Origin of the sequence: Delftia sp. CH05, from assembly GCF_009827015.1 — a bacterium.
GTDB classification, from domain to species: Bacteria; Pseudomonadota; Gammaproteobacteria; order Burkholderiales; family Burkholderiaceae_C; genus Comamonas; species Comamonas tsuruhatensis.
On record NZ_WUMG01000001.1, the window covers coordinates 232883 to 253872 of the forward strand.

The following is a 20990-nucleotide window of genomic DNA, read 5'->3' on the forward strand; positions in this document are numbered from 1 at the left end:
TTGCGCTGTTCCGCTTCGATTGATATTGTATAGACAGGCATAGACATCCATCCTGGCACATCCTTCCAGACACCGACAGGGCATCACCATGAACACCATCACGACTCCCGGCCTCACCTCCCGTCCCGGCACCGCGCTGACGCTGCAGCCCGGCCAGGTCACCCTGGCCCAGCTGCGGGCCATACAGCAGGGCGGCGTGCGCCTGTCCATGGCGGCGCCCGCCTACGAGCGTATGCGCGCCGCCCAGGCCCATGTGCAGCACATCGTGGATGAGGACCAGGTCGTCTATGGCATCAACACCGGCTTCGGCAAGCTGGCCTCCACCAAGATCGCCCATGACCGCCTGGCAGAGCTGCAGCGCAACCTGGTGCTGTCGCACAGCGTGGGCACGGGCGATCCGCTGCCTGACGCCGTGGTGCGTCTGGTGCTGGCCACCAAGGCCGTGAGCCTGGCGCGCGGCCACTCGGGCGTGCGCCCCGAGCTGGTCGATGCGCTGCTGGCCCTGGCCAACGCCGACGTGCTGCCCGTGATCCCCGCCAAGGGCTCGGTGGGCGCCTCGGGCGACCTGGCGCCGCTGTCGCACCTGGCCTGCGTGCTGATCGGCGAAGGCCAGGCCAAGATCGATGGACAGGTGGTGTCCGGCACCGAGGCCATGCGCCACGTGGGCCTGGAGCCCTTCGTGCTCGGCCCCAAGGAAGGGCTGGCCCTGCTCAACGGCACCCAGGTATCCACGGCGCTGGCCCTGGTGGGCCTGTTCCAGGGCGAGAGCGTGTTCGCGGCCGGCCTGGTGGCGGGCTGCCTGACGCTGGAGGCCATCAAGGGCTCGGTCAAGCCGTTTGACGCCCGCATCCACGAGGCGCGCGGCCAGCTCGGCCAGATCGCCGTGGCCGCCGCCGTGCGCGAGCTGCTGGACGGCAGCGCCATCGACACCTCCCACCCCCATTGCGGCCGCGTGCAGGACCCGTACTCCATCCGCTGCGTGCCCCAGGTCATGGGCGCCTGCCTGGACAACCTCAGCCATGCGGCCCGCGTGCTGGTGATCGAGGCCAACGCCGCCTCGGACAACCCGCTGGTCTTCGACAACGGCGACGTGATCTCGGGCGGCAACTTCCACGCCGAGCCCGTGGCCTTCGCGGCCGACATCATCGCCCTGGCTCTGGCCGAGATCGGCGCCATCTCCGAGCGCCGCATGGCCCTGCTGCTGGACACCGGCCTGTCGGGCCTGCCGGCCTTCCTGATTGCCGACAGCGGCGTGAACTCGGGCTTCATGATCGCCCAGGTCACGGCTGCCGCCCTGGCTGCCGAGAACCAGTGCCTGGCCCATCCCAGCAGCGTCACCAGCCTGCCCACCTCGGCCAACCAGGAAGACCATGTCTCCATGGCCACCTACGGCGCGCGGCGCCTGGGCGAGATGGCGCGCAACACCGCCGTCATCGTGGGCGTGGAAGCCATGGCCGCCGCCCAGGGCATGGACTTCGACCGCAGCCTGAACAGCTCCGAACTGATCGAGGCGCAGTACGCGCTGATCCGCAGCCAGGTTCCGCACCTGGACCGTGACCGCTACCTGGCACCCGACATCGAAACCATGCGCCAGTGGGCGCTTGCCACGGACTGGCCCCAGGCCATCGTCCGCCACCTGCCCAGCCACCAGGCTGCCTGAACCTCGCAATCGCTCACCCTACGCACCCAGGAGATCGCCATGAACGCCAACGACGCCATCCTCAACGCCAACGCTGCCACCGCTGCCACCAATCCCCGCTATGACGCCAGCCGCGTCATCCGCGCCCCGCGCGGCAGCGAACTGCACTGCAAGAACTGGCTGGCCGAGGCTGCCTACCGCATGCTGCAGAACAACCTGGACCCCGACGTGGCCGAGAACCCCAAGGCCCTGGTGGTCTACGGCGGCATCGGCCGCGCGGCGCGCAACTGGGAGTGCTATGACCAGATCCTGGAGTCGCTGAAAAAGCTGGAGGCCGACGAGTCCCTGCTGATCCAGTCGGGCAAGCCCGTGGGCGTGTTCAAGACGCACGAGAACGCACCGCGCGTGCTGCTGGCCAACTCCAACCTCGTGCCCCAGTGGGCCAACTGGGAGCACTTCAACGAGCTGGACCAGAAGGGCCTGTTCATGTACGGCCAGATGACGGCCGGCAGCTGGATCTACATCGGCGCCCAGGGCATCGTGCAGGGCACGTTCGAGACCTTCGTCGAGGCCGGCCGCCAGCACTACAACAACGACCTCACGGGCAAGTGGATCCTCACGGCGGGCCTGGGCGGCATGGGCGGTGCCCAGCCGCTGGCCGGCGTGCTGGCCGGCGCCTGCGTGCTGGCCATCGAATGCCAGCAAAGCAGCATCGACTTCCGCCTGCGCACGCGCTACCTGGACAAGCAGGCGCGCGACATCGACCACGCGCTGGAGCTCATCGCCCAGCACACGGCTGCGGGCGAGGCCATCTCCATCGGCCTTCTGGGCAATGCCGCCGAAATCCTGCCCGAGCTGGTGCGCCGCGCAAAGGCCGGCGGCGCCCGCCCCGACATCGTGACTGACCAGACCTCGGCCCATGACCTGATCAACGGCTACCTGCCCGTGGGCTGGACCGTGGACGAGTGGCGTGCCGCCGCGGCCGACCCGTCGCGCCATGCCCAGCTCAAGGCCGCCGCCGCCCAGGGCTGCGCCCAGCACGTGCAGGCCATGCTGGACTTCCAGGCCATGGGCATTCCCACGGTGGACTACGGCAACAACATCCGCCAGGTGGCCCTGGACCAGGGCGTGAAGAACGCCTTCGACTTCCCCGGCTTCGTGCCCGCCTACATCCGGCCGCTGTTTTGCGAGGGCAAGGGCCCGTTCCGCTGGGTGGCCCTGTCCGGCGACCCCGAGGACATCTACAAGACCGACGCCAAGATCAAGGAACTGTTCCCCGACAACAAGCACACCCACCGCTGGCTGGACATGGCGCGCGAGCGCATCAGCTTCCAGGGCCTGCCCGCGCGCATCTGCTGGCTGGGACTGGGCGAGCGCCACAAGGCGGCCCTGGCCTTCAACGAGATGGTGAAGAACGGCGAACTCAAGGCCCCCATCGTGATCGGCCGCGACCACCTGGACTGCGGCTCGGTGGCCAGCCCCAACCGCGAGACCGAATCCATGAAGGACGGCACGGACGCCGTCAGCGACTGGCCGCTGCTCAACGCCCTGCTCAACACCGCAGGCGGCGCCACCTGGGTCAGCCTGCACCACGGCGGCGGCGTGGGCATGGGCTACTCCCAGCATGCGGGCGTGGTCATCGTGGCCGATGGCACGGACGAGGCCGCCGCCCGCCTGGGCCGCGTGCTCTGGAACGATCCGGCCACCGGCGTCATGCGCCATGCGGATGCGGGCTACGACATTGCCGTGGCGGCCGCCAAGCGCCATCAGCTGAACCTGCCCATGGTCAAGTGAGCCGCTTGCAGGACACCACGGCCATGCAGCATTTCGACCTGAACCAGATCGCCGCCAGCCCCTGGAAGAACGGGGGCGGCAGCACGCGCGAGATCGCCTGCTGGCCGCCCGGGGCGGGCATGGAGGCCTTTGGCTGGCGCATCAGCGTGGCCACCATTGACCAGCCCGGCCCGTTCTCGGCCTTTGCGGGCGTGGACCGGCAGATCATGCTGCTCGATGGCGACGGCGTGCACCTGCGCGGCGAAGGCATCGACCATGTGCTGGACGCGCGCTGGCAGCCGTTTGCCTTCTCCGGCGATGTGGCGCTGGGCTGCTCGCTGCTGGGCGGCACTTCCACCGACTTCAACGTGATGGCGCGGCGCGGCCGGTGGCGGGCGCAGGTCCAGGTGCTGGACAGCGCTGCCGACGCCGGCCGCGCCGACGCCGGCCTGTGCATGGTGCTGCAGGGCGACTGGCAGGCGGATGGCGCTGCGCTCATCCCCGGCCAGGGCCTGTGGTGGAGCGCGCCGCAGCCCGACCCGCAGCAGCTGGTGCCGCAGACCGACGACGCGCGGCTGGTGCAGGTGCTGCTGCAAGCCTGCTGACGACCCACGACATCCAAGGACTCACCCCATGACCGAGCCCCACGCACCCGCTTCTGCACCTGCTTCCGCACTCGCTCCATCCTCTTCGGCCGACGGCTGCTGGCAGAACCTGCGCCTGGCGCCTGACATGTTCGAGGCCGGCCAGGCCGTGGGTGACGGGGAGGATGCCTGCATCGTGGTGCAGCAGGGCCGCGTGGCCTGGGTGGGGCCGCAGCAGGCCCTGCCGCCCGCATATGCGTCCCTGCCGCGCCATGACGGCCAGGGCATGCTGGCCACGCCGGGCCTGGTCGATTGCCACACCCACCTGGTCTATGGCGGCGAGCGCGCCAACGAATTCGCCATGCGCCTGGACGGCGCCAGCTACGAGGAAGTGGCACGCGCCGGCGGCGGCATCGTCTCCAGCGTGCGTGCCACGCGCGAGGCCAGCGAGGACGAGCTGTTCGCCCAGGCCCTGCCGCGCCTGCAGCAGCTGCTGGACGAGGGCGTCTGCGCCATCGAGATCAAGTCGGGCTACGGCCTGGCGCTGGAGCACGAGCGCAAGCAGCTGCGCGTGGCCCGGCGCCTGGGCCAGGCCCTGGGCGTGACCGTGCGCACCACCTTCCTGGGCGCGCATGCGCTGCCGCCCGAGTACGCAGGGCGCAGCCAGGACTACATCGACCTCGTCGCCGGCACCATGCTGCCCGCGCTGGCGGCCGAGGGCCTGGTCGATGCGGTCGATGTGTTCTGCGAGCGCATCGCCTTCTCGTTGGCCGAGACCGAGCAGGTCTTCCAGGCCGCACGCGGCCTGGGCCTGCCCGTCAAGCTGCATGCCGAGCAGCTGTCGAACATGGAGGGGGCGGCCCTCGCGGCCCGCTATGGCGCGCTGTCGTGCGACCACATCGAGCACCTGTCCGAATCCGGCATTGCCGCTATGCGCGACGCGGGTTCTGTGGCCGTGCTGCTGCCCGGCGCCTACTACACGCTGCGCGACACCCACATGCCGCCCATCGCGGGCCTGCGTGCCGCGGGCGTTCCCATGGCCGTCTCTACCGATCACAATCCGGGCACCTCCCCCTGCCTGAGCCTTTTGCTCATGGCCAACATGGCCTGCACCCTGTTCCGGCTCACCGTGCCCGAGGCCCTGGCGGGCATCACCCGCCATGCCGCGCGCGCCCTGGGCCTGCAGGACGAGCATGGCCTGATCGCGGCCGGCCGTCCCGCCCACTTCGTGCTCTGGCCCGTGCGCCATGCGGCCGAACTGGCCTACTGGTTCGGCAGCAAGCCTGACTGCACCATCGTGCGACAGGGCCGCATCGTGCGGACCCGCGGGCAGGGGAGCCACTGAAAGCCTGCTCATGTCCCATGCACTGTTTCTCGATGAATTGATTTCCACCCTGGGCGCCGAAGTGGCGCAGCGCGGCGACGATGTGCCCGCGCGCTACCACACCGACTGGAGCGGCACGCCGCCCCAGCGCCCGCTGGCCCTGGTGCGCCCGCGCAGCACCGACGAGGTCAGCGCGCTCATGCGCCTGTGCTCGGCCCACCGCGTGCCTGTCGTGCCCCAGGGCGGGCTCACGGGCCTGGCCGGTGCGGCCGTGCCCGTGCCGGGTGCTGTGGCCGTCTCCATGGAGCGCATGAATGCCATCGAGGACGTGAACGCGCGCACCGCGCTGATGACCGTGCAGGCCGGCGCCACGCTGCAGGCCGTGCAGGAGGCGGCCGTGGCCGCAGGCATGGTCTTCGGCGTGGACCTGGGCGCGCGCGGCAGCTGCCAGATCGGCGGCAACGTGGCCACCAATGCGGGCGGCAACGGCGTGCTGCAGCACGGCATGATGCGCGAGCAGGTGCTGGGCCTGGAGGTGGTGCTGGCCGACGGCACGGTGCTGCCCATGCTGCGCCCCATGCTCAAGAACAACACGGGCTACGACCTCAAGCAGTTCTTCATCGGCTCGGAGGGCACGCTGGGCATCGTCACGCGCGTGCTGCTGCGCCTGCGCCCCGCGCCCCAGGCCCGCGCCACGGCCCTGGTGGCCGTGCCGGACTTCGATGCGGCGCTGTCCGTGCTCGCGCGCATGCAATCGCGCTTTGGCAACGGCGTGGCGGCCTTCGAGCTGATGTGGGACAGCTTCATCCAGGCCTCCATCCGCTGGCAGAAGCTGCAGCCGCCGTTTGGCCAGGCGCATGCGCTGCTGGCCCTGATCGATGTGGACGGCAAGGACGAGGCCACGCTGCGCGCCGACGTGGAAGAGGCCCTGGGCGAGGCCATGGAGGCCGGCGAGGTGGCCGATGCCGTCATCGCCCAGTCCGTGGCCCAGGCGCGCCAGCTGTGGAAGCTGCGCGAGGCGCCGGCCGAGCTCAACACGAACATGCATCCGCCCGTCAACTTCGACGTCAGCCTGCCCCAGGCCGACATCGGCCGCTTTGCCGATGCCTGCCGCGCCGCGTTCGACGCGCGCTGGCACGGCCACCACACGCTGTTCTTCGGCCATGTGGGCGACGGCAACCTGCATGTCTCGGTGGACGGTGCCACCGCCAACGGCGACTGCGAAGGCGTCGAGGCCGCGCTGTACCACCTGGTCGGCGAGTTCGGCGGCAGCGTCTCGGCCGAGCACGGCATCGGCCTGCACAAGAAGCCCTATCTCGGCGCCAGCCGCACCCCGGCCGAACTGGCCGTCATGCGCGCCATCAAGCAGGCGCTGGACCCCCTGCATCTGTTCAACCCCGGCAAGGTATTCGACCTATGAACGCTCCCGCCCTCCACGCGATCCACACCCTGGCACGCCCCGAAGTGCCGCCGCTGCCGCCCTACAACGCAGGCCTGTCCTCCGAGGCCGTGCGGGCGCGCTACGGCGTCACCGAGATCGCGCGGCTGGCGAGCAACGAGAACCCCTTTGGCGCCAGCCCCGCCGTGGCCCGCGCCCTGGCCGACCTGGCCCTGCACGTGGGCACCTATCCCGATGCGCAATGCACGGCGCTGCGCGCGGCCATCGCGGCGCGCACCGGCGTGCCGGCCGAGGCCATTGCCGTGGGCAACGGCTCCGAGGACATCCTGCAGATGCTGTGCCAGGCGTTTCTCTCGCCCGGCGACCGCGTGCTCACCCAGCGCCCGGCCTTCGGCCTGCACGAGATCTACCCGCGCATGATGGGCGCCCGCGTCGAGCTGCTGGAGCTGACGCCCGCGCTGGGCTTCGATGTCGATGCCTGGTGCCAGGCGCTGGCGCGCGGTCCCAAGATCGCCATGCTGGCCAATCCCTCCAATCCCGTGGGCTGCATGTTCGGTGCCCGCGATTTCGCGCGCCTGCTGGACGCCACGCCGCCGCAGACCCTGCTGGTGGTGGACGAGGCCTACTACGAGTACGCCCTGCACGCCGACGGCTACCCAGACGTGCTGGCCCTGCTGCGCGGCCGCGCCATGCCCTGGATCGTGCTGCGCACCTTCTCCAAGGCCTGGGGCCTGGCCGGCCTGCGCGTGGGCTACGGCCTGGCCAGCGACGCGGCCCTGGTGCAACTGCTGGACCGCGTGCGCACGCCCTTCAACGTCAACCAGGCCGCCCAGGCGGCGGCGCTGGCGGCCTGGGGCGACGAGGACTTCATGCAGCGCGGCGTGGCCCAGACCGTGCGCCTGCGCGATGTGCTGGCGCAGCGGCTGGCCGCCCTGCCTGCCCTGCCCGCACTTCGGATAGCGCCTTCGGCCGCCAACTTCCTGTTCATCGACATCGGCCGTCCCAACGGCCCGGTGAACGAGGCGCTGCTGGCCCGGGGCATCATCACCAAGCCCTGGAAGGAGCCGGGCTTCGAGCACTTCATCCGCGTCTCCGTGGGCACCGAGGCCGACAACGAACGCTTCGTGCGCGCGCTGGCCGACATCCTGGAGGCCGTGCAATGAGCGGCATCGACCCGACACACGACAGCCGCACGCTGTTCGCCGAGCATGCGCTGCTGCCCACGGGCTGGGCGCGCAATGTGCTGCTGCGCTGGGATGGCGCAGGGCGCCTGCTGGCCGTACAGGCCAACGCCCCGTCCGGCAGCGCGCCGCGCGCGCCCGGCCCCGTGCTGCCCGGCATGCCCAATCTGCACTCGCATGCCTTCCAGCGCGCCTTTGCGGGCCTGACCGAATACCGCGCCGAGGCCCAGGACAGCTTCTGGAGCTGGCGCGACCTCATGTACCGCTTTGCCGCGCGCATCACGCCCGAGTCGCTGGAGGCCATCGCCACCTGGCTGTACGTGGAGATGCTGGAGGCCGGCTACACCTCGGTCTGCGAATTCCACTACGTGCACCACGACCGGGATGGCCGGCCCTACGCCGACGACGCCACGCTGTCCCTGGCCCTGCTGCGCGCCGCGCGCAAGGCCGGCATGGGCATCACCCTGCTGCCCGTGCTCTACCAGACCAGCGGCTTCGGCGGCAAGCCGCCGCGCGCCGACCAGGCGCGCTTCATCCGCAGCACCGACAGCATGCTGGCCCTGCTGCAGCGCCTGCTGCCCGAGGCGCGCGCACAAGGCGCGGCCCTGGGCCTGGCGCCCCACTCGCTGCGCGCCGTGCCGCCCGACAGCCTGCGCGTGGCCGTGGAGGGCCTGACGGCGCTGGACGCGCGCGCGCCCATCCACATCCACATTGCCGAGCAGACCCAGGAGGTGGACGACTGCCTGGCCTGGAGCGGCCAGCGCCCCGTGCAATGGCTGCTGGAGCACGCCCCCGTGGACGCACGCTGGTGCCTGGTCCACGCCACCCACATGACGCCCGGCGAATACGCGGGCGCCGCGCGCAGCGGCGCCGTGGCCGGCATCTGCCCCACCACCGAGGCCAACCTGGGCGATGGCATCTTCGACATGCCGCAATGGCTGGGCCACGGCGGTGCCTGGGGCGTGGGCTCGGACAGCCATGCCTGCGTCAACGCGGCCGAGGAACTGCTGATGCTCGAATACAGCCAGCGCCTGTCGCTGCGCCAGCGCAACGTGCTGGCAGGCCCCGACCCGCAGGTGGGCACCGCGCTGTGGACCGCTGCCGTGCAGGGCGGTGCCCAGGCCGCAGGCCGCCCCGTGGCCGGGCTGGCCGTGGGCCAGCAGGCCGACTTCCTGGCGCTGGATGCAGACCATGTGGCGCTGGCCGGCCTGCCGGTGCAGGCCATGGTCTCGGCCCATGTCTTCGGCAGCCACCGCAGCAGCGCGCTGCACAGCCTCTGGGTGGGCGGCGAGCGCCGCGTGCAGGCCGGACGGCATGCTCTGCACGAGGCGGCAGCCCGCGGCTTTGTCGCGGCCCGCGCGGCCACCCTGCAATCCTGAGGCCCCCGCATGCCATGGGCCCGCGAAACCCGCCAGAAACGTTCCAGAATCACGCCATGACCGATACCGCTCCCCCTCCCTTCGTCTTCCACCAGGGCACGGCGCCGCTGCTGATCTCCATGCCGCATGCGGGCACCCATGTGCCGCCCGACATCGCCGCGCGCCTGACCGAGGAAGCCCGCCACGTGCCCGACACCGACTGGCACCTGCCGCGCCTGTACGAGTTCGCCAGGGCCATGGGCGCCTCCATCCTCGTGGCCACGCATTCGCGCTACGTGGTGGACCTGAACCGTCCGCCCGATGGCGCCAGCCTCTACCCGGGCCAGAGCGTCACGGGCCTGTGCCCCGTGGACACCTTCGACGACACGCCGCTGTACGCCGACCCGGCCGATGTGCCCGCAGACGCCGAGATCGCCGCGCGCCGCGAGGCCATCTGGGGCCCGTACCACGCGCAGCTGCGCGCCGAGCTGGACCGCCTCAAGGCCGTGCACGGCACCGTGGCGCTGTGGGACGCGCACTCCATCCGCTCGGTGCTGCCGCGTTTCTTCGAAGGCAAGCTGCCCGACCTGAACCTGGGCACCGGCAAGGGCACGAGCTGCGCGCTGGAACTGGCCGAGCATCTGCTGGCCATTGCGCAGACCGCGCCGGGCCACACCGCCATACTCAACGGCCGCTTCACGGGCGGCTACATCACGCGCCACTACGGCCAGCCCGAGGCCGGCATCCACGCCGTGCAGCTGGAGATGACCCAGTGCAGCTACATGCAGGAAGCCCTGCCCTTCGACTACCTGCCCGAGCGCGCCGAACAGATCCAGCCCACGCTGCAGCGCATGCTGCAGGCGGTGCTGGACTTCGTCACGACACGGCGCGTGTCCTGATCAGCCTTCGTCGTGGCAGTGGCCCGGGCAGGGCCCGCCCATGGCCACGGGCGGCGGGTCGCCCAGCCAGCGGCGCGGCCCGGGGCCGTTCTGTGCGCACAGGTCGCCGGGGTTGTGCAGCACGCAGTGGCGCAGCGACAGGCAACCGCAGCCAATGCACTGGTCCAGGCTCTCGCTGAGCCGCTGCAGCTCGCCTATGCGGTCGTCCAGCCGCTGCTTCCAGACCCGCGACATCTTCTGCCAGTCCCCGCCCGTGGGGACATGGCGGCTGGGCAGCTTGGCCAGCTGCTCGGCGATCTCCTCCAGCGTGAAGCCTATGCGCTGGGCGAACACCACGAAGGCGATGCGCCGCAGCGACGAGCGGTGGTAGCGCCGGTGGCCGCTGGCGCTGCGCACGGACTCGATCAGGTTCAGCGACTCGTAAAAGCGCAGCGCCGAGGCCTTGACCCCGCTGCGCTGCGCCACGTCGCCGATGCTGAGCAGCGGATCATCCTCGGTTTTCATGGTGGCTTTCCTTCGTGGCTTGACTTCAAGTTCACTTGAACTCGAAGAATGCGGCCATTCTGAGCGAAAGCGCAGGAACAGGGCAACCGGGGCTTGTACCGCCCCTGCAGGCGTCCTGGCCGGACTGCGAAATTCTTTGGCCGAGTGCTGCAATGACGCAGCTGCCGTTCATTCATACAGTAATGGGTCTCATTTGTATTGAATGGCATCGGCCGGAGGTTTCCATGTACATCGACAGCAGCAGCTTTCCCCTGGTCCGCATGGGCTACGAGCGCGACAAGGCCGTGCCCGTGGACCGCTTGCTGGAGGACTTCTCGGCCCTGCTGGCCCGCGGCCAGGCCTTTGTCTTCTTCAGCGACGGCGACATGTCCCAGGAGGAGCGCTCGCCCGAGGAGCGCAAGCAGGTCGTGCTGTGGATGAAGGCCCGCCGCCCCGAGCTCAAAAGCCTGGTGCGCGCCCTTGTCCACGCCGAGCCCGATGCGCACAAGCGCGCCGAGGCCGAGGCCTTCGCACAGATGTTCGGCAAGGCCTGGGGCTATCCCATGCTGCTGGTGGCCTCCCCCGAGGAGGCGCAGCAGCGTGCACGGGAGCTGCTCGGGTCCGATTGATGACCGATTGACATGAACTGAGAGAAACACCATGAATGCCGTGGATTCCGCCCTGCTCAAAGTCCTGCCCGAGAGGTGGGATCCCGACCATGTGGACCGTCCCGTGATCGTCCTGCCGATGCGCTCGGGCCCGGGTGACTGGGCAATGGACTTCCATGCCCACCGCAAGAGCCAGCTCATGGTCACCAATGCGGGCCTGATCACGCTGGAAACCGAGGCCGGCGTCTGCGTGGTGCCGCCGCGCAGCGCCGCCTGGATTCCGGGCGGCACGCTGCACCGCGTCAGCTGCAGCGGTGCGGCCAGCGGCCATATCGTCTTTGTGGAATCCGGCGCGGCGCGCCCCGCGCCCGGCCCCTGCCATGCGCTGGCCGTCTCGCCCTTTCTGCATGCCCTGCTGGAGCGCGTGCAGGGCCTGCCGCAGGACTACGAGCCCGACAGCGGCGATGGCCGGCTCATGCAGGTCCTGCTCGATGAAATCCAGAACGCGCAGCCCGAGGGCCTGCACCTGCCCCTGCCGCGCGACCGCCGCCTGCGTCGCATGACCGGCGCCCTGTGCGAGCAGCCCCAGCTGCAGGCGCGGCTGGCCGACTGGGCCCAGCGCATCGGCATGAGCGAGCGCAGCATGACGCGGCTGTTCCTGGCCGAGACCGGCCTCACCGTCAACCAGTGGCGCCGCCAGCTGCATGTGCTCACCGCGCTGCAGCAGCTGTCCCAGGGGCTGCGCATCCAGACCGTGGCCGATGCCCTGGGATACGAAAGCGCACCGGCCTTCGTGACCATGTTCCGCAAGGCCGTGGGCACCTCGCCGCGCCGCTTTCTGGCACTGCGCAGCGCGGTGCGCTGATCGCTACGAAAGCCGCAATCCCAGGCCGACCAGCACGGCCACCACCATCGCCGCCCCGAAGACATCCCAGCGCTGGATGCGCCGGTACCTGAGGATGACGACCAGGACGATGCCGATCAGCGTGATCAGCCGGGCCTGGAACACGGTGCCCAGCAGGAAGCAGATCACGATCTGCGCCCAGTAGGTGAGCAGGCCGGCCATCGGCGGCCTTTTCGATGCGGGCGGATTCGGGTCCGGTGCGGCCGGTGATGGCGATGGCGATGGAGAGGTCGATGCCGCGGGCAGGGTGCTTGCGGCGCCGGGGGCAGGGCCAGCCGCCTGCCGGGCGACCTGCCGTTCCTCCTGGCGCTGCTCGCGCCGCTGCTGGTCGGTCTTCTCCAGCACGGGCGCTGCGGGTGCGGCCGGCTGCCACCATGGCTTGCCGCTGGCCAGCGCAGGTGCCTGCCCGCCGGCTGCCAGGCGCCGGAACGTGGCGTTTGCGGCGGGCTTGGCGCGCGCGGCGGCGCGGTCCTGCCGGCTGGCCTCGAGCAGGGCGTCGTTCGCCCGGTCCACAGGGCTGCGCGTGAGCTGCCGGGCCTGTGCCAGCAGCGGCCCGCCCTGCACGGGATCGACCTGGTGGACGAACTGCGCCATTCCCAGCAACTGCGAGGCATGGGCCGGCCGGCCTTGCCAGTGGGGCGCCTGGGCAGGCTGGACAGATTGGCCTGGCAGGCCTGTCCCGGCCTGCGTGGCGCGGTGCAGGGCGGCGCGCAGGCGCCTGCGCGTCTGGCGCGATACGCCGGGCTTGTCCGCGTTCACCACCAGCCCCGTGACCTCCTGGCGGCGGCCCTTGCGCATCACGCGCTCCTTGTCGGGGTGGGGCGTGAAGCCTTCGTCGCGCAGTATCCAGCGCACGCGGCCCAGCAGCCGCCCCACGTTGTCGCGCGCGGCCTCGCCCGAGGCCGAGAAGGTCAGGTCGTCCGCATAGCGCGTGTACACAAAGCCCAGCTGCCTGGCCAGGCCCAGCAGGCGGCGGTCCAGGCGGCGGCACAGCAGGTTGGTGAGCATGGGGCTGGTGGGCGCGCCCTGGGGCAGCACGCGCTCGCGCGCCTTGCCGCCGACGAAGAGCTTTTCGCCATCCACCTGCCAGGCCTGGGCGCGGTTTTCGCTGCACAGCAGGGCCAGGAGGGTGGCCATGGCCTCGCCATAGCCCAGATGCCGGAACACGCCCTTGATGCGGCCGAAGGCAATGCTGGGAAAGAAGTCCTTCACGTCCAGGTTGATGACCACGTCGTGGCCCGCATGCGGCGCGGCATTGCTCACGATGGAGCGGCCGGCCAGGAAGCCGTGGGCGGCGCCATGCGCGGGCACCTTGGCGAGGATGTTGTCCAGCACCCAGTACTGCGCGCGCTTGAGGCGCGGCATGGGCGCGGAGATCAGCCGCTCGCCGCCGGTCTTCTTGGGCAGGGTGAACGAGTGGTAGTGGTGGGTGCGGGCCACCTCGCGGTGAAAGCCCAGGAAGCGCAGCTCGGCCACCGTGATGCCCATGGCCTGCGCCAGCTGGGCGGCATCGGCCAGCTGCGGCAGGCCGTGCCGGGCGAGCCGCTGCGGATCGGCCTGCCTGCGCTCCGTGCCATCCCGGGCGGCATCCTGCAGGGCCGCGGAGACGCCGGGGCCCAGATAGCCCACGTGCGTGGACCGCCTGGCATGCCAGGCCAGCGCCTTGTCATGGCGTTCCTGGGCCTGGCGGCGTTTGGTTTCCTCGCGCTGGGCCAGCGCCTTTTGCATGCGCTCCTTGCGCATCTGGCGCAGTGCGCGCTCGGGGTTCTGGCGCACGGCGATCTGCTGGCGCAGCTCGGCCAGCTCGCGCTGCAGCTCGCCTTCGCGCTGGATGTGGGCGGCGGCCAGCTGCGGCTGTCCCTCGCCCTTGGGCCAGAAGCCCAGGCGCTGCATCTCGTCGAGGATGACTTCCTGTTTGCTGGAGGCCTTGATGCGCTCGTAGATCTCGGCGCGTGTGGGTTGCGGCTGGCTCATGCGGCCACCCCGGCAAGGCGGGCCCGGCCGCTGTGCGGCGGGCAAAGAAATGGAGCGACGCGCTTCTCGTCGAAGAGCCCGCAGGGCTCACGGGACGGGAGCTGTTCGCTCGACGCCACCCCGCGACGGTATGCGTGTTTCGCTTGTAGCAAGCCACTCAGGAAAACGCATACCGTCGCTGGGGTGGCACAGTGAAAACGGCGCCCGTGGTGCATGAAACGGCAGTTCACAAGGGTGGCGAAACACCACCCGGGTTGCAAGAGCCTGCGCGTCGCTCCGCGTGGCAGTGTAGAGCAATTGAGGCGGTTCACGCGATTTCTCCTTGTCCTGCTGCGGCCGCCTGCTGCGGGCCTGCCGGCTGGCGTGCGGCATCGAGCTGGGCCTGCGCCACCAGGCGCAGCGCAATCATGTGCTCGCAGGGCCCCTGGCGCAGCCGGTGCTGCTGGTAGTGGTTGCAGCTGCAGCGCGCATCGGTCAGGCGCTCGTCCGCGTTGAGTTCGAGCTGGGTGTCGAACAGGCGCTTGCCGTCGGCGCGCGGTATCTGGCCGGTGATGCGGCTGAAGCCGTCCTTGCGGTCGATGCGCGGCGGGGCAATGGCCTTGCCGCGCACCAGGGCCAGCGCCTTGTCCTCCTCGGGGTTGGCAGGCTGCAATTGCTGCGCCGTCAGCGGCTCGCGCAGCAGCTCGCGCCAGGCGTAGCGCCCGGCGTCCAGGTCGTAGACCGCGCGCCCGGCCTGCATCCAGCGTGTCATGGCCGTGTGCACCTGGGCCGGGGCCAGGCCCGTGGCCTGGGCCAGTTCCTGCGCGCCGGCCTGCCAGCACGACTGCAGTTGCCGGCCCACGGCCTCGACCTGGGCGGGCGTGACCTCGGCCTGCGGCGCCATCAGGTGAAAGCGCGCGCTGGCGGCCCAGTCGTTGGCGCTCCAGCCCGACAGGCCCAGCGTGACCGTGACCTGGCCCAGCTCCACCACCCAGAAGCTGGGCATGCCGCTGCCCAGCAGGTGCACGCGCACGCGCGTGGCCTGCGGGATCAGCCGTTCCAGCGTGAGCAGGCGCCGGCGCCCCCACAGGCGGATGGTGCCGCCGCCCGTGCCCAAGGCATCGCTGACGACGTGCGAGCGCCGGGTGGCCAGGCGTTCCTCCCAGGGCTCGAACACCACGGCGGGCGGCTGCCCCGGCGTCAGCTCGAAGCGCAGCGCGCGCGGGCCATGGCGCTCGCGCCGGGCACGCAGCCGCGCGCAGATGTTGAACAGGTCCATGGGGTGCAGTTCCACCACGGTGGCGGGCAGGGCCATGGCGCTGGAGACCTGCACGAAGCCGCGCAGCCAGCTGTCGGGCAGGTCGATCTTTTCCTCGCGCAGTGCCGGATCGGCGCCCATCTGCACGGCAAAGCCGGCCGGGTCCAGCGTCAGCCGCGTGTCCCGGTAGCTGCGGATCTTCTGGAACTCTTCGTAGAGGCTGGCCGAGTAGTCGATGTTGGTGGTGCCGCAGATGCGCTCGCCCGCATGCTCGAAGGCCTCGTGCCGGATGCTGACCGCGCAGTAGCTGGACTCGTCCTGGCTGAAGGCCTCGAACAGCAGCCGGTCCGGGTGCACGGTGATCACGGGGTCGAGCACGTACCAGGCATCGCGGTTGGCCTGGTACAGCCAGTCGAAGTATTTGCGCTGCGCCTTGTAGAAGGGCGCGAGCACCTGGTTGCGGGTCTCGCGCAGGTCCTTGAGTTCGGCGCTGATTTCCTTGGCGCGCGCCTGGGCGCCGCCGGTGTCGGCCATGAAGCCGGCCAGCAGCTGGGACTCATGCTCCTGCAGCCATTCGCGGTAGGCCGTCTTGTCGCGGCCGCGCGTGCGCATGTCGCTGACCACCACGCTGTGCAGCGCGCTGAGGCCTTCGCGCACCTGCAGGAAGGCCGGGCCGTCGCGCCTGAGCAGGCCGTCGAAGCGCGTGGGAGGCCGCAGCAGGTCGGGCGCGAAGGAAAACGCCTGTTGCGTGGCCGTGTCGCTGACCTGCGTGCTGCCGTAGTACTGATAGCGAAATTCCATGTCCGTTCGACTCCGTGCTGTGAACAGGCGCTCAGGTGGAAGACGGGGCCTGGCCGCGCCGCTCCGCCGCCAGGGGCTGCATGAAGCTTTGCGCCAGATGGGGATGGCGCTGCACGATGTCGCGCAGCCCGGCCACATAGTCGGGCTGGTCGGCCTGGCTGGCGCTGACCACCTGCCGCGCGAAGATGGCCGCGACCACGGCCGCAGTCTCGGGCGCATCGACCTGGCCGCGCAGGAAATGCAGCACGCGCGTCTTGCTGGCGCGCGCGCGGTGCACCTGGCTGAGCACGGCCAGGAAGTAGGGCTGCAGCTCCTGCAGGCGCGTGGCGCGCTGGGGCGCGGGCTCGTCGGGCAGGGCCAGCAGCCATTGCGTGACGAACAGCTGCACGCCGGGGGCCGGGTGCTGGGCCAGGCGCGCGAGGTAGAGGCTGGCCTCGGGCGCGCTCATGTGCTGCTCGAGCCGCTGGCGGCCCAGGGCCTGTACCCAGGACTGGGGATGGTCCACCCAGCCGATCAGCAGCTCGGGCGTGAGCGCATTGGCCGGCAGCCGCTGGCCGAACATCTCGCGTGCGTACTGCTGGGTGTCGGCGAACAGGGCGTCGGCCAGCGGCAGCAGCTGTTCCGCCTGCTCGGGCCGGGTCTGTTCCATGGGCGTGAGGCGCGTGTCGATGCTCTGGCGGCTCAGGGCGCGCACATCGGCATCGGCATGCCGCGCCAGCGTGGACCACTGGCGCAGGGTGTAGGCCTGGATGTCCAGCGCCTTCAGGCCCCAGGCGCCGTAGCGTTGCGCACCCGTGGCCTGGGCCTGCAGGGCGCGCCAGATGCCTGAGGCATCGCGGGCCGGGGCCACGGCGGCCAGCGGGCCGGTGAGCAGGCGCAGCGCCGCGTCGTGGACGCCTTCGGCCTTTTCCGCACGGAACAGCACCTCGTGCAGGCGTTCGGCGATCTGGGCGTTGCAGCGCGCGTTGTACAGAGGGGTGCCGGCCAGGCGCTCGACCAGGGGCGCGGCCGCTGCGCGCAAGGCGGCATGGGGCGATACCGCAAACCCGGCCAGCATGTCGGCCTGCTCGCACAGCAGATCGTCGGCCAGGCTGCCCATGAGCCGTATGCCGCAGGCCATGCGCGCAGGTTCCTCGGATTCCAGCAGCCCGCGCAGCGCCGCCGCAGGCAGGGTGCGCAGGCCTTGCGGGTGGACCAGCAGCCAGGCGGTCGCCATCTCCACCAGTGCCGTCACCGAATGCGCCAGCAGGTGGTGCAGCGGCGGGGCCGGAACGCCGGGCGCGTGCGCGACCAGCGGTGCCTTGTCCGCGAAGAGGGCCTGCACCGCATCGCGGATGTCGGCCAGCGCAGCGCCGTCCGCATCCAGCGTGGGCAGCGCCGCCAGCAGGGCCAGGGCCACGGCGGCGCCATCGGCATAGAGCAGCAGGGCCAGTGCCTGCGTGCGCGAGCTGGCGGCGGGCGACAGAAGCAGGGCCGCCACCAGCTCGGCATCGCGCGCGGCGGCTGCGCGGTCGCGCGACAGCCAGGCGCCCAGGTAGCGGGCGGCCGGCCCCTCGCCGCATTGCGCAAGCGCCAGCAGCCAGGGGCGGCGCGCCGCATCGTCGGTCAGAGCGACCATGCGCTGCTGGGCAATCTCCAGGCCCAAGGCGGCGGCGGGCGCATAGGTTTGGTGCAGCAGCGGCGCGGCGGCCGCCGCATCCAGGCTGTCCAGAAAGGCCTTCTGGTCCTGCAGGGCGCGCGTGAGCGACCACAGCAGCAGCGTGGACTGCGAGCGGCCCACCAGCTGCAGCAGCCGCTCGGGGTGGGCGTCCCACAGGGGCGACAGCCCTTCCACGCGCTGCGCGGGCAGCTGCTGCAGGTCCAGCGGCTCGTCGGTGTACCAGCCATGGGCGCGTGCCGAGGCATGCAGCTGCGGCCAGCGCGGCAGCAGCAGCCGGGCGGCAAGCAGCCAGCGCGATTCGGGCAGGCGGCCGGAGCGCGAGGCGGCCTGGCCCGCGCAGCGGCGGTCCATGGCCTGGAGCAGGGCCGTGGCCTGCGCGGCGCCTTCGCTGTGCCCGGCCGAGACCATGCGCCGCAGCTGGCGCCAGCCGCGCAGGCGCAGGTACAGGGAGGTGTCGCGGCTGAAGACGGCACCCTCGTCGCGCGGGCCATCGAAGCGGGCATGCAGCACGGCCAGCAGGGCGTGGTCGCGCCGCCACTCGGCACGCTTGTGGATGCGCCGTATGGCAGGCCACCAGGGGCGTGTGAAAGGGATGCGCTCCATCCAGGCCAGCAGCTGCCGGTGGACGGCGCCATCGTGCGCTCCCAACGTATCGGCCGCCAGCAGTGCCTGGGGCGTGAGGGCGTTGAACACGGCCTGCTGCGCCTGCGGGCCGTCCTCCGGCGGGGCGGTGCGTGTCTCTTGTTCCCCCTGTGCCCCTTGCTCCCCTTGTACCCACTGCTCCCACTGATCCCGGTGCTCCTGCAGCGCCGCCTGGCGCTCCTGCGGCGCGAGCAGCGCCAGCCAGGCCTGGTGCGCCAGGTCGCGCGTGGCCTCGCTGGCGCCGCGCTGCGACAGCGCCTGCATGGCCACCGCCGCGCCGCCATCGCCCAGGCGGCCCACCAGATAGGCCAGGCAGTAGTCGAGCAGGTCGTCGCCCGTGCCCAGCAGGGCCACCAGGCGCGGCACCTGCGCATGCAGCAGGCGCTGGGCGCCGCCGCCGCGCGCGGCATCCGCATATTCCGCCAGGCGCCACACCAGGCGCGCCTGCTGGCCTGCGGGCATCAGCCGCCAGGCATTGCCGTCCAGGCGCCGGCACAGGGCCGGTATGGCGGCGGCCTGCACGGGCGACTCCGGCAGCTGTGGCGGCTGCGGTGCCGGTTCCTGGGCGTGGCCAGCCAAGGGCAAGGCTTGCACGCCATCCAGCTCGGCAAAACCTTGCTGGGACTGCAGCACATCGCCGGCCGCCAGGCGCTGGCGCAGATAGGCCAGTGCGCGCTGGCGTGCAGGCTCCAGTGCCAGCGGCAACGGGGTCAGCGTGCTGTCATCGACCTGCGCGACGACGCCGGCCTTCCATTGCGTGACCTGCAAGGTCACGACATGGCGCGCCGCCGCGTCGCGCCCCTGCGGGTCCAGGGCCACCAACGTCACGGTGCTGATGCGTTCATTGCGTCCCTGCGGGCGGGACAGTACGGCTTGAGCAAGCAGGTTCATGCGGCAGGCATCCAGTGCTTTTCCATATGGGGTTGGCTGGCGGGAACAACCGGGGCCGCAAAGTGTTCGCGGCCGTCGTTTCCCGCTGGCCAACGCAGGGTCAGATGGCATCGCAGTGTAGTGCCTCGATGCCCTGCGGGCGCCGCCCGCCGCGTGCCCGCCGCAGTGCCGATGGCCACTGCGCTTGTCCGATCCGGCCATTGATTCCCCTGGCAAACCGTCCTCAATTTTCGTGGTGTCTTTGTGGCTGGATCTTGACTTCAAGTTCACTTGAACTTGAAGAATGCAACCCATTGTGAGCAGCCGCCGGCAAGGCCTTCAGAGCCTGCGGTACAGCCCCCCTTTTTCCGGCCCTGCACCGACCCCGGCAGCAGGGCCTTGCCCATCCCCTCAAGGAGAGTCGATCCATGCCAGTTCTTCCCCCGCCGCCGTTGCGGCGTGCCCTGTTCGGAGGCGCCCTGGCGGCGCTGGCCCTGCTTGCCGGCTGCCGCCCGCAGGCCGTGGGCGATGCCCATGCCAGCGACGGCCCGCCGCCTGCGCCCGAGGTGCTGGTGAGCGAGGTCGTGCCGGCCAGCGTGCGTGTCTGGGACGAGTTCAACGGCCGCATCGATGCCGTGGACTCCGTGCAGCTGCGCCCGCGCGTGTCGGGCTATATCGAGCGCATTGCCTTCAGCGAGGGGCAGGAGGTCAGGAAGGGCCAGCTGCTGTTCGTGATCGACCAGCGGCCCTACCGCGCGGCCCTGGCCAGCGCCGAGGCCGAGCTGGAGCGCACGCGTGCCGGCGCCGCCCTGGCGCGCACCCAGGACCAGCGTGCCCGCCAGCTGGTGGCCGAGCATGCCGTCTCGCGCGAGGAAGCCGACACGCGTGCCGGCGCCATGGCCCAGAGCGCCGCCCAGGTGCGTGCCGCCGAGGCCGCGCTGGCGGCTGCGCGGCTCAACCTGGACTTCACCGAGGTGCGCGCGCCGGTCTCCGGCCGCGCGGGCCGCGCCCTGCTCACCGTGGGCAACCTGGCCCAGGCCGACCAGAGCGTGCTGACCACCGTGGTCTCGCAGGACCCGGTGTATGTGTATTTCGATGCGGACGAGCACAGCTTCCTGCGCCACCAGCAGGCCGCCAACGCCGCCAACGGCGGCAAGGGCCGGCCCGTGCGCATGGGCCTGGCCAGCGATGAGGGCTTCCCGCACAAGGGCACGCTGGATTTCACCGACAACCAGCTCAACGCCGGCACGGGCACGGTGCGCATGCGCGCCCGCATGCCCAATCCCGACCGCCTGCTGACGCCGGGCCTGTTCGCGCGCGTGCAGTTGCAGTCAGGGCAGTCCGAGCAGGGCGGCGGCGGGCAGCAGGCGCTGCTGATCGACGACAAGGCCGTGCTCACCGACCAGGACCGCAAGTACGTGTATGTGGTGGGCGAGGGCAACAAGGCCGAGCGCCGCGACCTGGAGCTGGGCCGCATGGTCGATGGCCGGCGCGTGGTGCAAAAGGGCCTGGCGGCGGGCGACCGCCTCGTGGTCGGCGGCCTGCAGCGCATCTACTACCCCGGCATGCCGGTCAGCCCCAAGCCTGCGCCCGGCGATGGGCAGGCGGCGGTGGCCCAGGCGTCGGCCGTGGCCGCGCAGTGAACCGGGACGCA

15 protein-coding genes are annotated in these 20990 nt (G+C 71.0%); 11 read left to right on the plus strand and 4 right to left on the minus strand.

Going from position 1 to position 20990, the window contains the following annotated elements; genetic code table 11:
• The first annotated feature begins 88 nt into the window (after positions 1-88).
• The 8 genes from hutH to hutG are packed head-to-tail and all read left to right on the plus strand — an operon-like array spanning position 89 to position 10157.
• Positions 89-1660 (plus strand): histidine ammonia-lyase, encoded by a 1572-nt coding sequence (hutH, locus tag GRX31_RS01050; RefSeq protein ID WP_160851102.1) that lies wholly within the window; start codon positions 89-91, stop codon positions 1658-1660.
• 39 nt (positions 1661-1699) lie between these two features.
• Complete coding sequence (hutU, locus tag GRX31_RS01055) at positions 1700-3433, plus strand: urocanate hydratase (protein WP_016447381.1); 1734 nt, start codon at positions 1700-1702, stop codon at positions 3431-3433.
• Between the two features lie 23 nt (positions 3434-3456).
• Positions 3457-4017 (plus strand): HutD/Ves family protein, encoded by a 561-nt coding sequence (locus tag GRX31_RS01060; RefSeq protein WP_160851105.1) that lies wholly within the window; start codon positions 3457-3459, stop codon positions 4015-4017.
• A 28-nt stretch (positions 4018-4045) separates the two neighbouring features.
• Complete coding sequence (gene hutI, locus GRX31_RS01065; protein WP_160851107.1) at positions 4046-5341, plus strand: imidazolonepropionase; 1296 nt, start codon at positions 4046-4048, stop codon at positions 5339-5341.
• 10 nt (positions 5342-5351) lie between these two features.
• A complete protein-coding gene (locus GRX31_RS01070) occupies positions 5352-6740 on the plus strand; it encodes an FAD-binding oxidoreductase (RefSeq protein ID WP_160851109.1) in 1389 nt (462 codons plus the stop codon).
• On the plus strand, positions 6737-7882 hold the full coding sequence (locus tag GRX31_RS01075; RefSeq protein ID WP_160851111.1) for a histidinol-phosphate transaminase: 1146 nt from the start codon (positions 6737-6739) through the stop codon (positions 7880-7882). Before GRX31_RS01070 ends, GRX31_RS01075 begins: the two co-directional genes overlap by 4 nt.
• Entirely contained in the window at positions 7879-9279 is a 1401-nt protein-coding gene (locus GRX31_RS01080) for a formimidoylglutamate deiminase (protein ID WP_160851113.1), read from the plus strand. The genes GRX31_RS01075 and GRX31_RS01080 overlap by 4 nt, the downstream gene beginning before the upstream one ends.
• 14 nt (positions 9280-9293) lie before the next feature.
• Positions 9294-10157: an N-formylglutamate deformylase gene (hutG, locus tag GRX31_RS01085; protein ID WP_126311581.1), complete on the plus strand. Its 864-nt coding sequence runs from the start codon at positions 9294-9296 to the stop codon at positions 10155-10157.
• Here the strand turns inward: hutG and soxR are convergent, their stop codons facing one another.
• On the minus strand, positions 10158-10661 hold the full coding sequence (soxR, locus tag GRX31_RS01090) for a redox-sensitive transcriptional activator SoxR (protein ID WP_012202096.1): 504 nt from the start codon (positions 10659-10661) through the stop codon (positions 10158-10160).
• A gap of 224 nt (positions 10662-10885) precedes the next feature.
• Between soxR and GRX31_RS01095 the strand changes: the two genes are divergently transcribed.
• Positions 10886-11269 carry a hypothetical protein gene (locus tag GRX31_RS01095; protein WP_016447388.1) on the plus strand — a complete coding sequence of 128 codons (384 nt, stop codon included), beginning with the start codon at positions 10886-10888 and terminating at the stop codon, positions 11267-11269.
• Positions 11270-11300: 31 nt separating this feature from the next.
• Entirely contained in the window at positions 11301-12113 is an 813-nt protein-coding gene (locus tag GRX31_RS01100) for an AraC family transcriptional regulator (protein WP_016447389.1), read from the plus strand.
• A gap of 3 nt (positions 12114-12116) precedes the next feature.
• On the opposite strand, the gene GRX31_RS01105 is transcribed toward GRX31_RS01100, so the two are convergent.
• The 3 genes from GRX31_RS01105 to GRX31_RS01115 form a co-directional block, all read right to left on the minus strand.
• Positions 12117-14126, minus strand: a complete 2010-nt coding sequence (locus GRX31_RS01105) for a reverse transcriptase family protein (protein WP_160851115.1) — start codon at positions 14124-14126, stop codon at positions 12117-12119.
• Between the two features lie 307 nt (positions 14127-14433).
• Positions 14434-16164 (minus strand): SWIM zinc finger family protein, encoded by a 1731-nt coding sequence (locus GRX31_RS01110; RefSeq protein WP_160851117.1) that lies wholly within the window; start codon positions 16162-16164, stop codon positions 14434-14436.
• Positions 16165-16195: 31 nt separating this feature from the next.
• Positions 16196-19357 carry a hypothetical protein gene (locus tag GRX31_RS01115; RefSeq protein WP_160851119.1) on the minus strand — a complete coding sequence of 1054 codons (3162 nt, stop codon included), beginning with the start codon at positions 19355-19357 and terminating at the stop codon, positions 16196-16198.
• A gap of 407 nt (positions 19358-19764) precedes the next feature.
• On the opposite strand from GRX31_RS01115, the gene GRX31_RS01120 reads away from it, so the two are divergent.
• Positions 19765-20979, plus strand: a complete 1215-nt coding sequence (locus GRX31_RS01120) for an efflux RND transporter periplasmic adaptor subunit (RefSeq protein WP_016447393.1) — start codon at positions 19765-19767, stop codon at positions 20977-20979.
• Positions 20980-20990: the final 11 nt, after the last annotated feature.

Bases quoted from the DNA above. Each gene is read 5' to 3' on its own strand.
- hutH (WP_160851102.1), top strand. From the start codon at position 89: ATGAACACCATCACGACTCCCGGCCTCACCTCCCGTCCCGGCACCGCG.
- hutU (WP_016447381.1), top strand. From the start codon at position 1,700: ATGAACGCCAACGACGCCATCCTCAACGCCAACGCTGCCACCGCTGCC.
- GRX31_RS01060 (WP_160851105.1), top strand. From the start codon at position 3,457: ATGCAGCATTTCGACCTGAACCAGATCGCCGCCAGCCCCTGGAAGAAC.
- hutI (WP_160851107.1), top strand. From the start codon at position 4,046: ATGACCGAGCCCCACGCACCCGCTTCTGCACCTGCTTCCGCACTCGCT.
- GRX31_RS01070 (WP_160851109.1), top strand. From the start codon at position 5,352: ATGTCCCATGCACTGTTTCTCGATGAATTGATTTCCACCCTGGGCGCC.
- GRX31_RS01075 (WP_160851111.1), top strand. From the start codon at position 6,737: ATGAACGCTCCCGCCCTCCACGCGATCCACACCCTGGCACGCCCCGAA.
- GRX31_RS01080 (WP_160851113.1), top strand. From the start codon at position 7,879: ATGAGCGGCATCGACCCGACACACGACAGCCGCACGCTGTTCGCCGAG.
- hutG (WP_126311581.1), top strand. From the start codon at position 9,294: ATGGGCCCGCGAAACCCGCCAGAAACGTTCCAGAATCACGCCATGACC.
- soxR (WP_012202096.1), bottom strand. From the start codon at position 10,661: ATGAAAACCGAGGATGATCCGCTGCTCAGCATCGGCGACGTGGCGCAG.
- GRX31_RS01095 (WP_016447388.1), top strand. From the start codon at position 10,886: ATGTACATCGACAGCAGCAGCTTTCCCCTGGTCCGCATGGGCTACGAG.
- GRX31_RS01100 (WP_016447389.1), top strand. From the start codon at position 11,301: ATGAATGCCGTGGATTCCGCCCTGCTCAAAGTCCTGCCCGAGAGGTGG.
- GRX31_RS01105 (WP_160851115.1), bottom strand. From the start codon at position 14,126: ATGAGCCAGCCGCAACCCACACGCGCCGAGATCTACGAGCGCATCAAG.
- GRX31_RS01110 (WP_160851117.1), bottom strand. From the start codon at position 16,164: ATGGAATTTCGCTATCAGTACTACGGCAGCACGCAGGTCAGCGACACG.
- GRX31_RS01115 (WP_160851119.1), bottom strand. From the start codon at position 19,357: ATGAACCTGCTTGCTCAAGCCGTACTGTCCCGCCCGCAGGGACGCAAT.
- GRX31_RS01120 (WP_016447393.1), top strand. From the start codon at position 19,765: ATGCCAGTTCTTCCCCCGCCGCCGTTGCGGCGTGCCCTGTTCGGAGGC.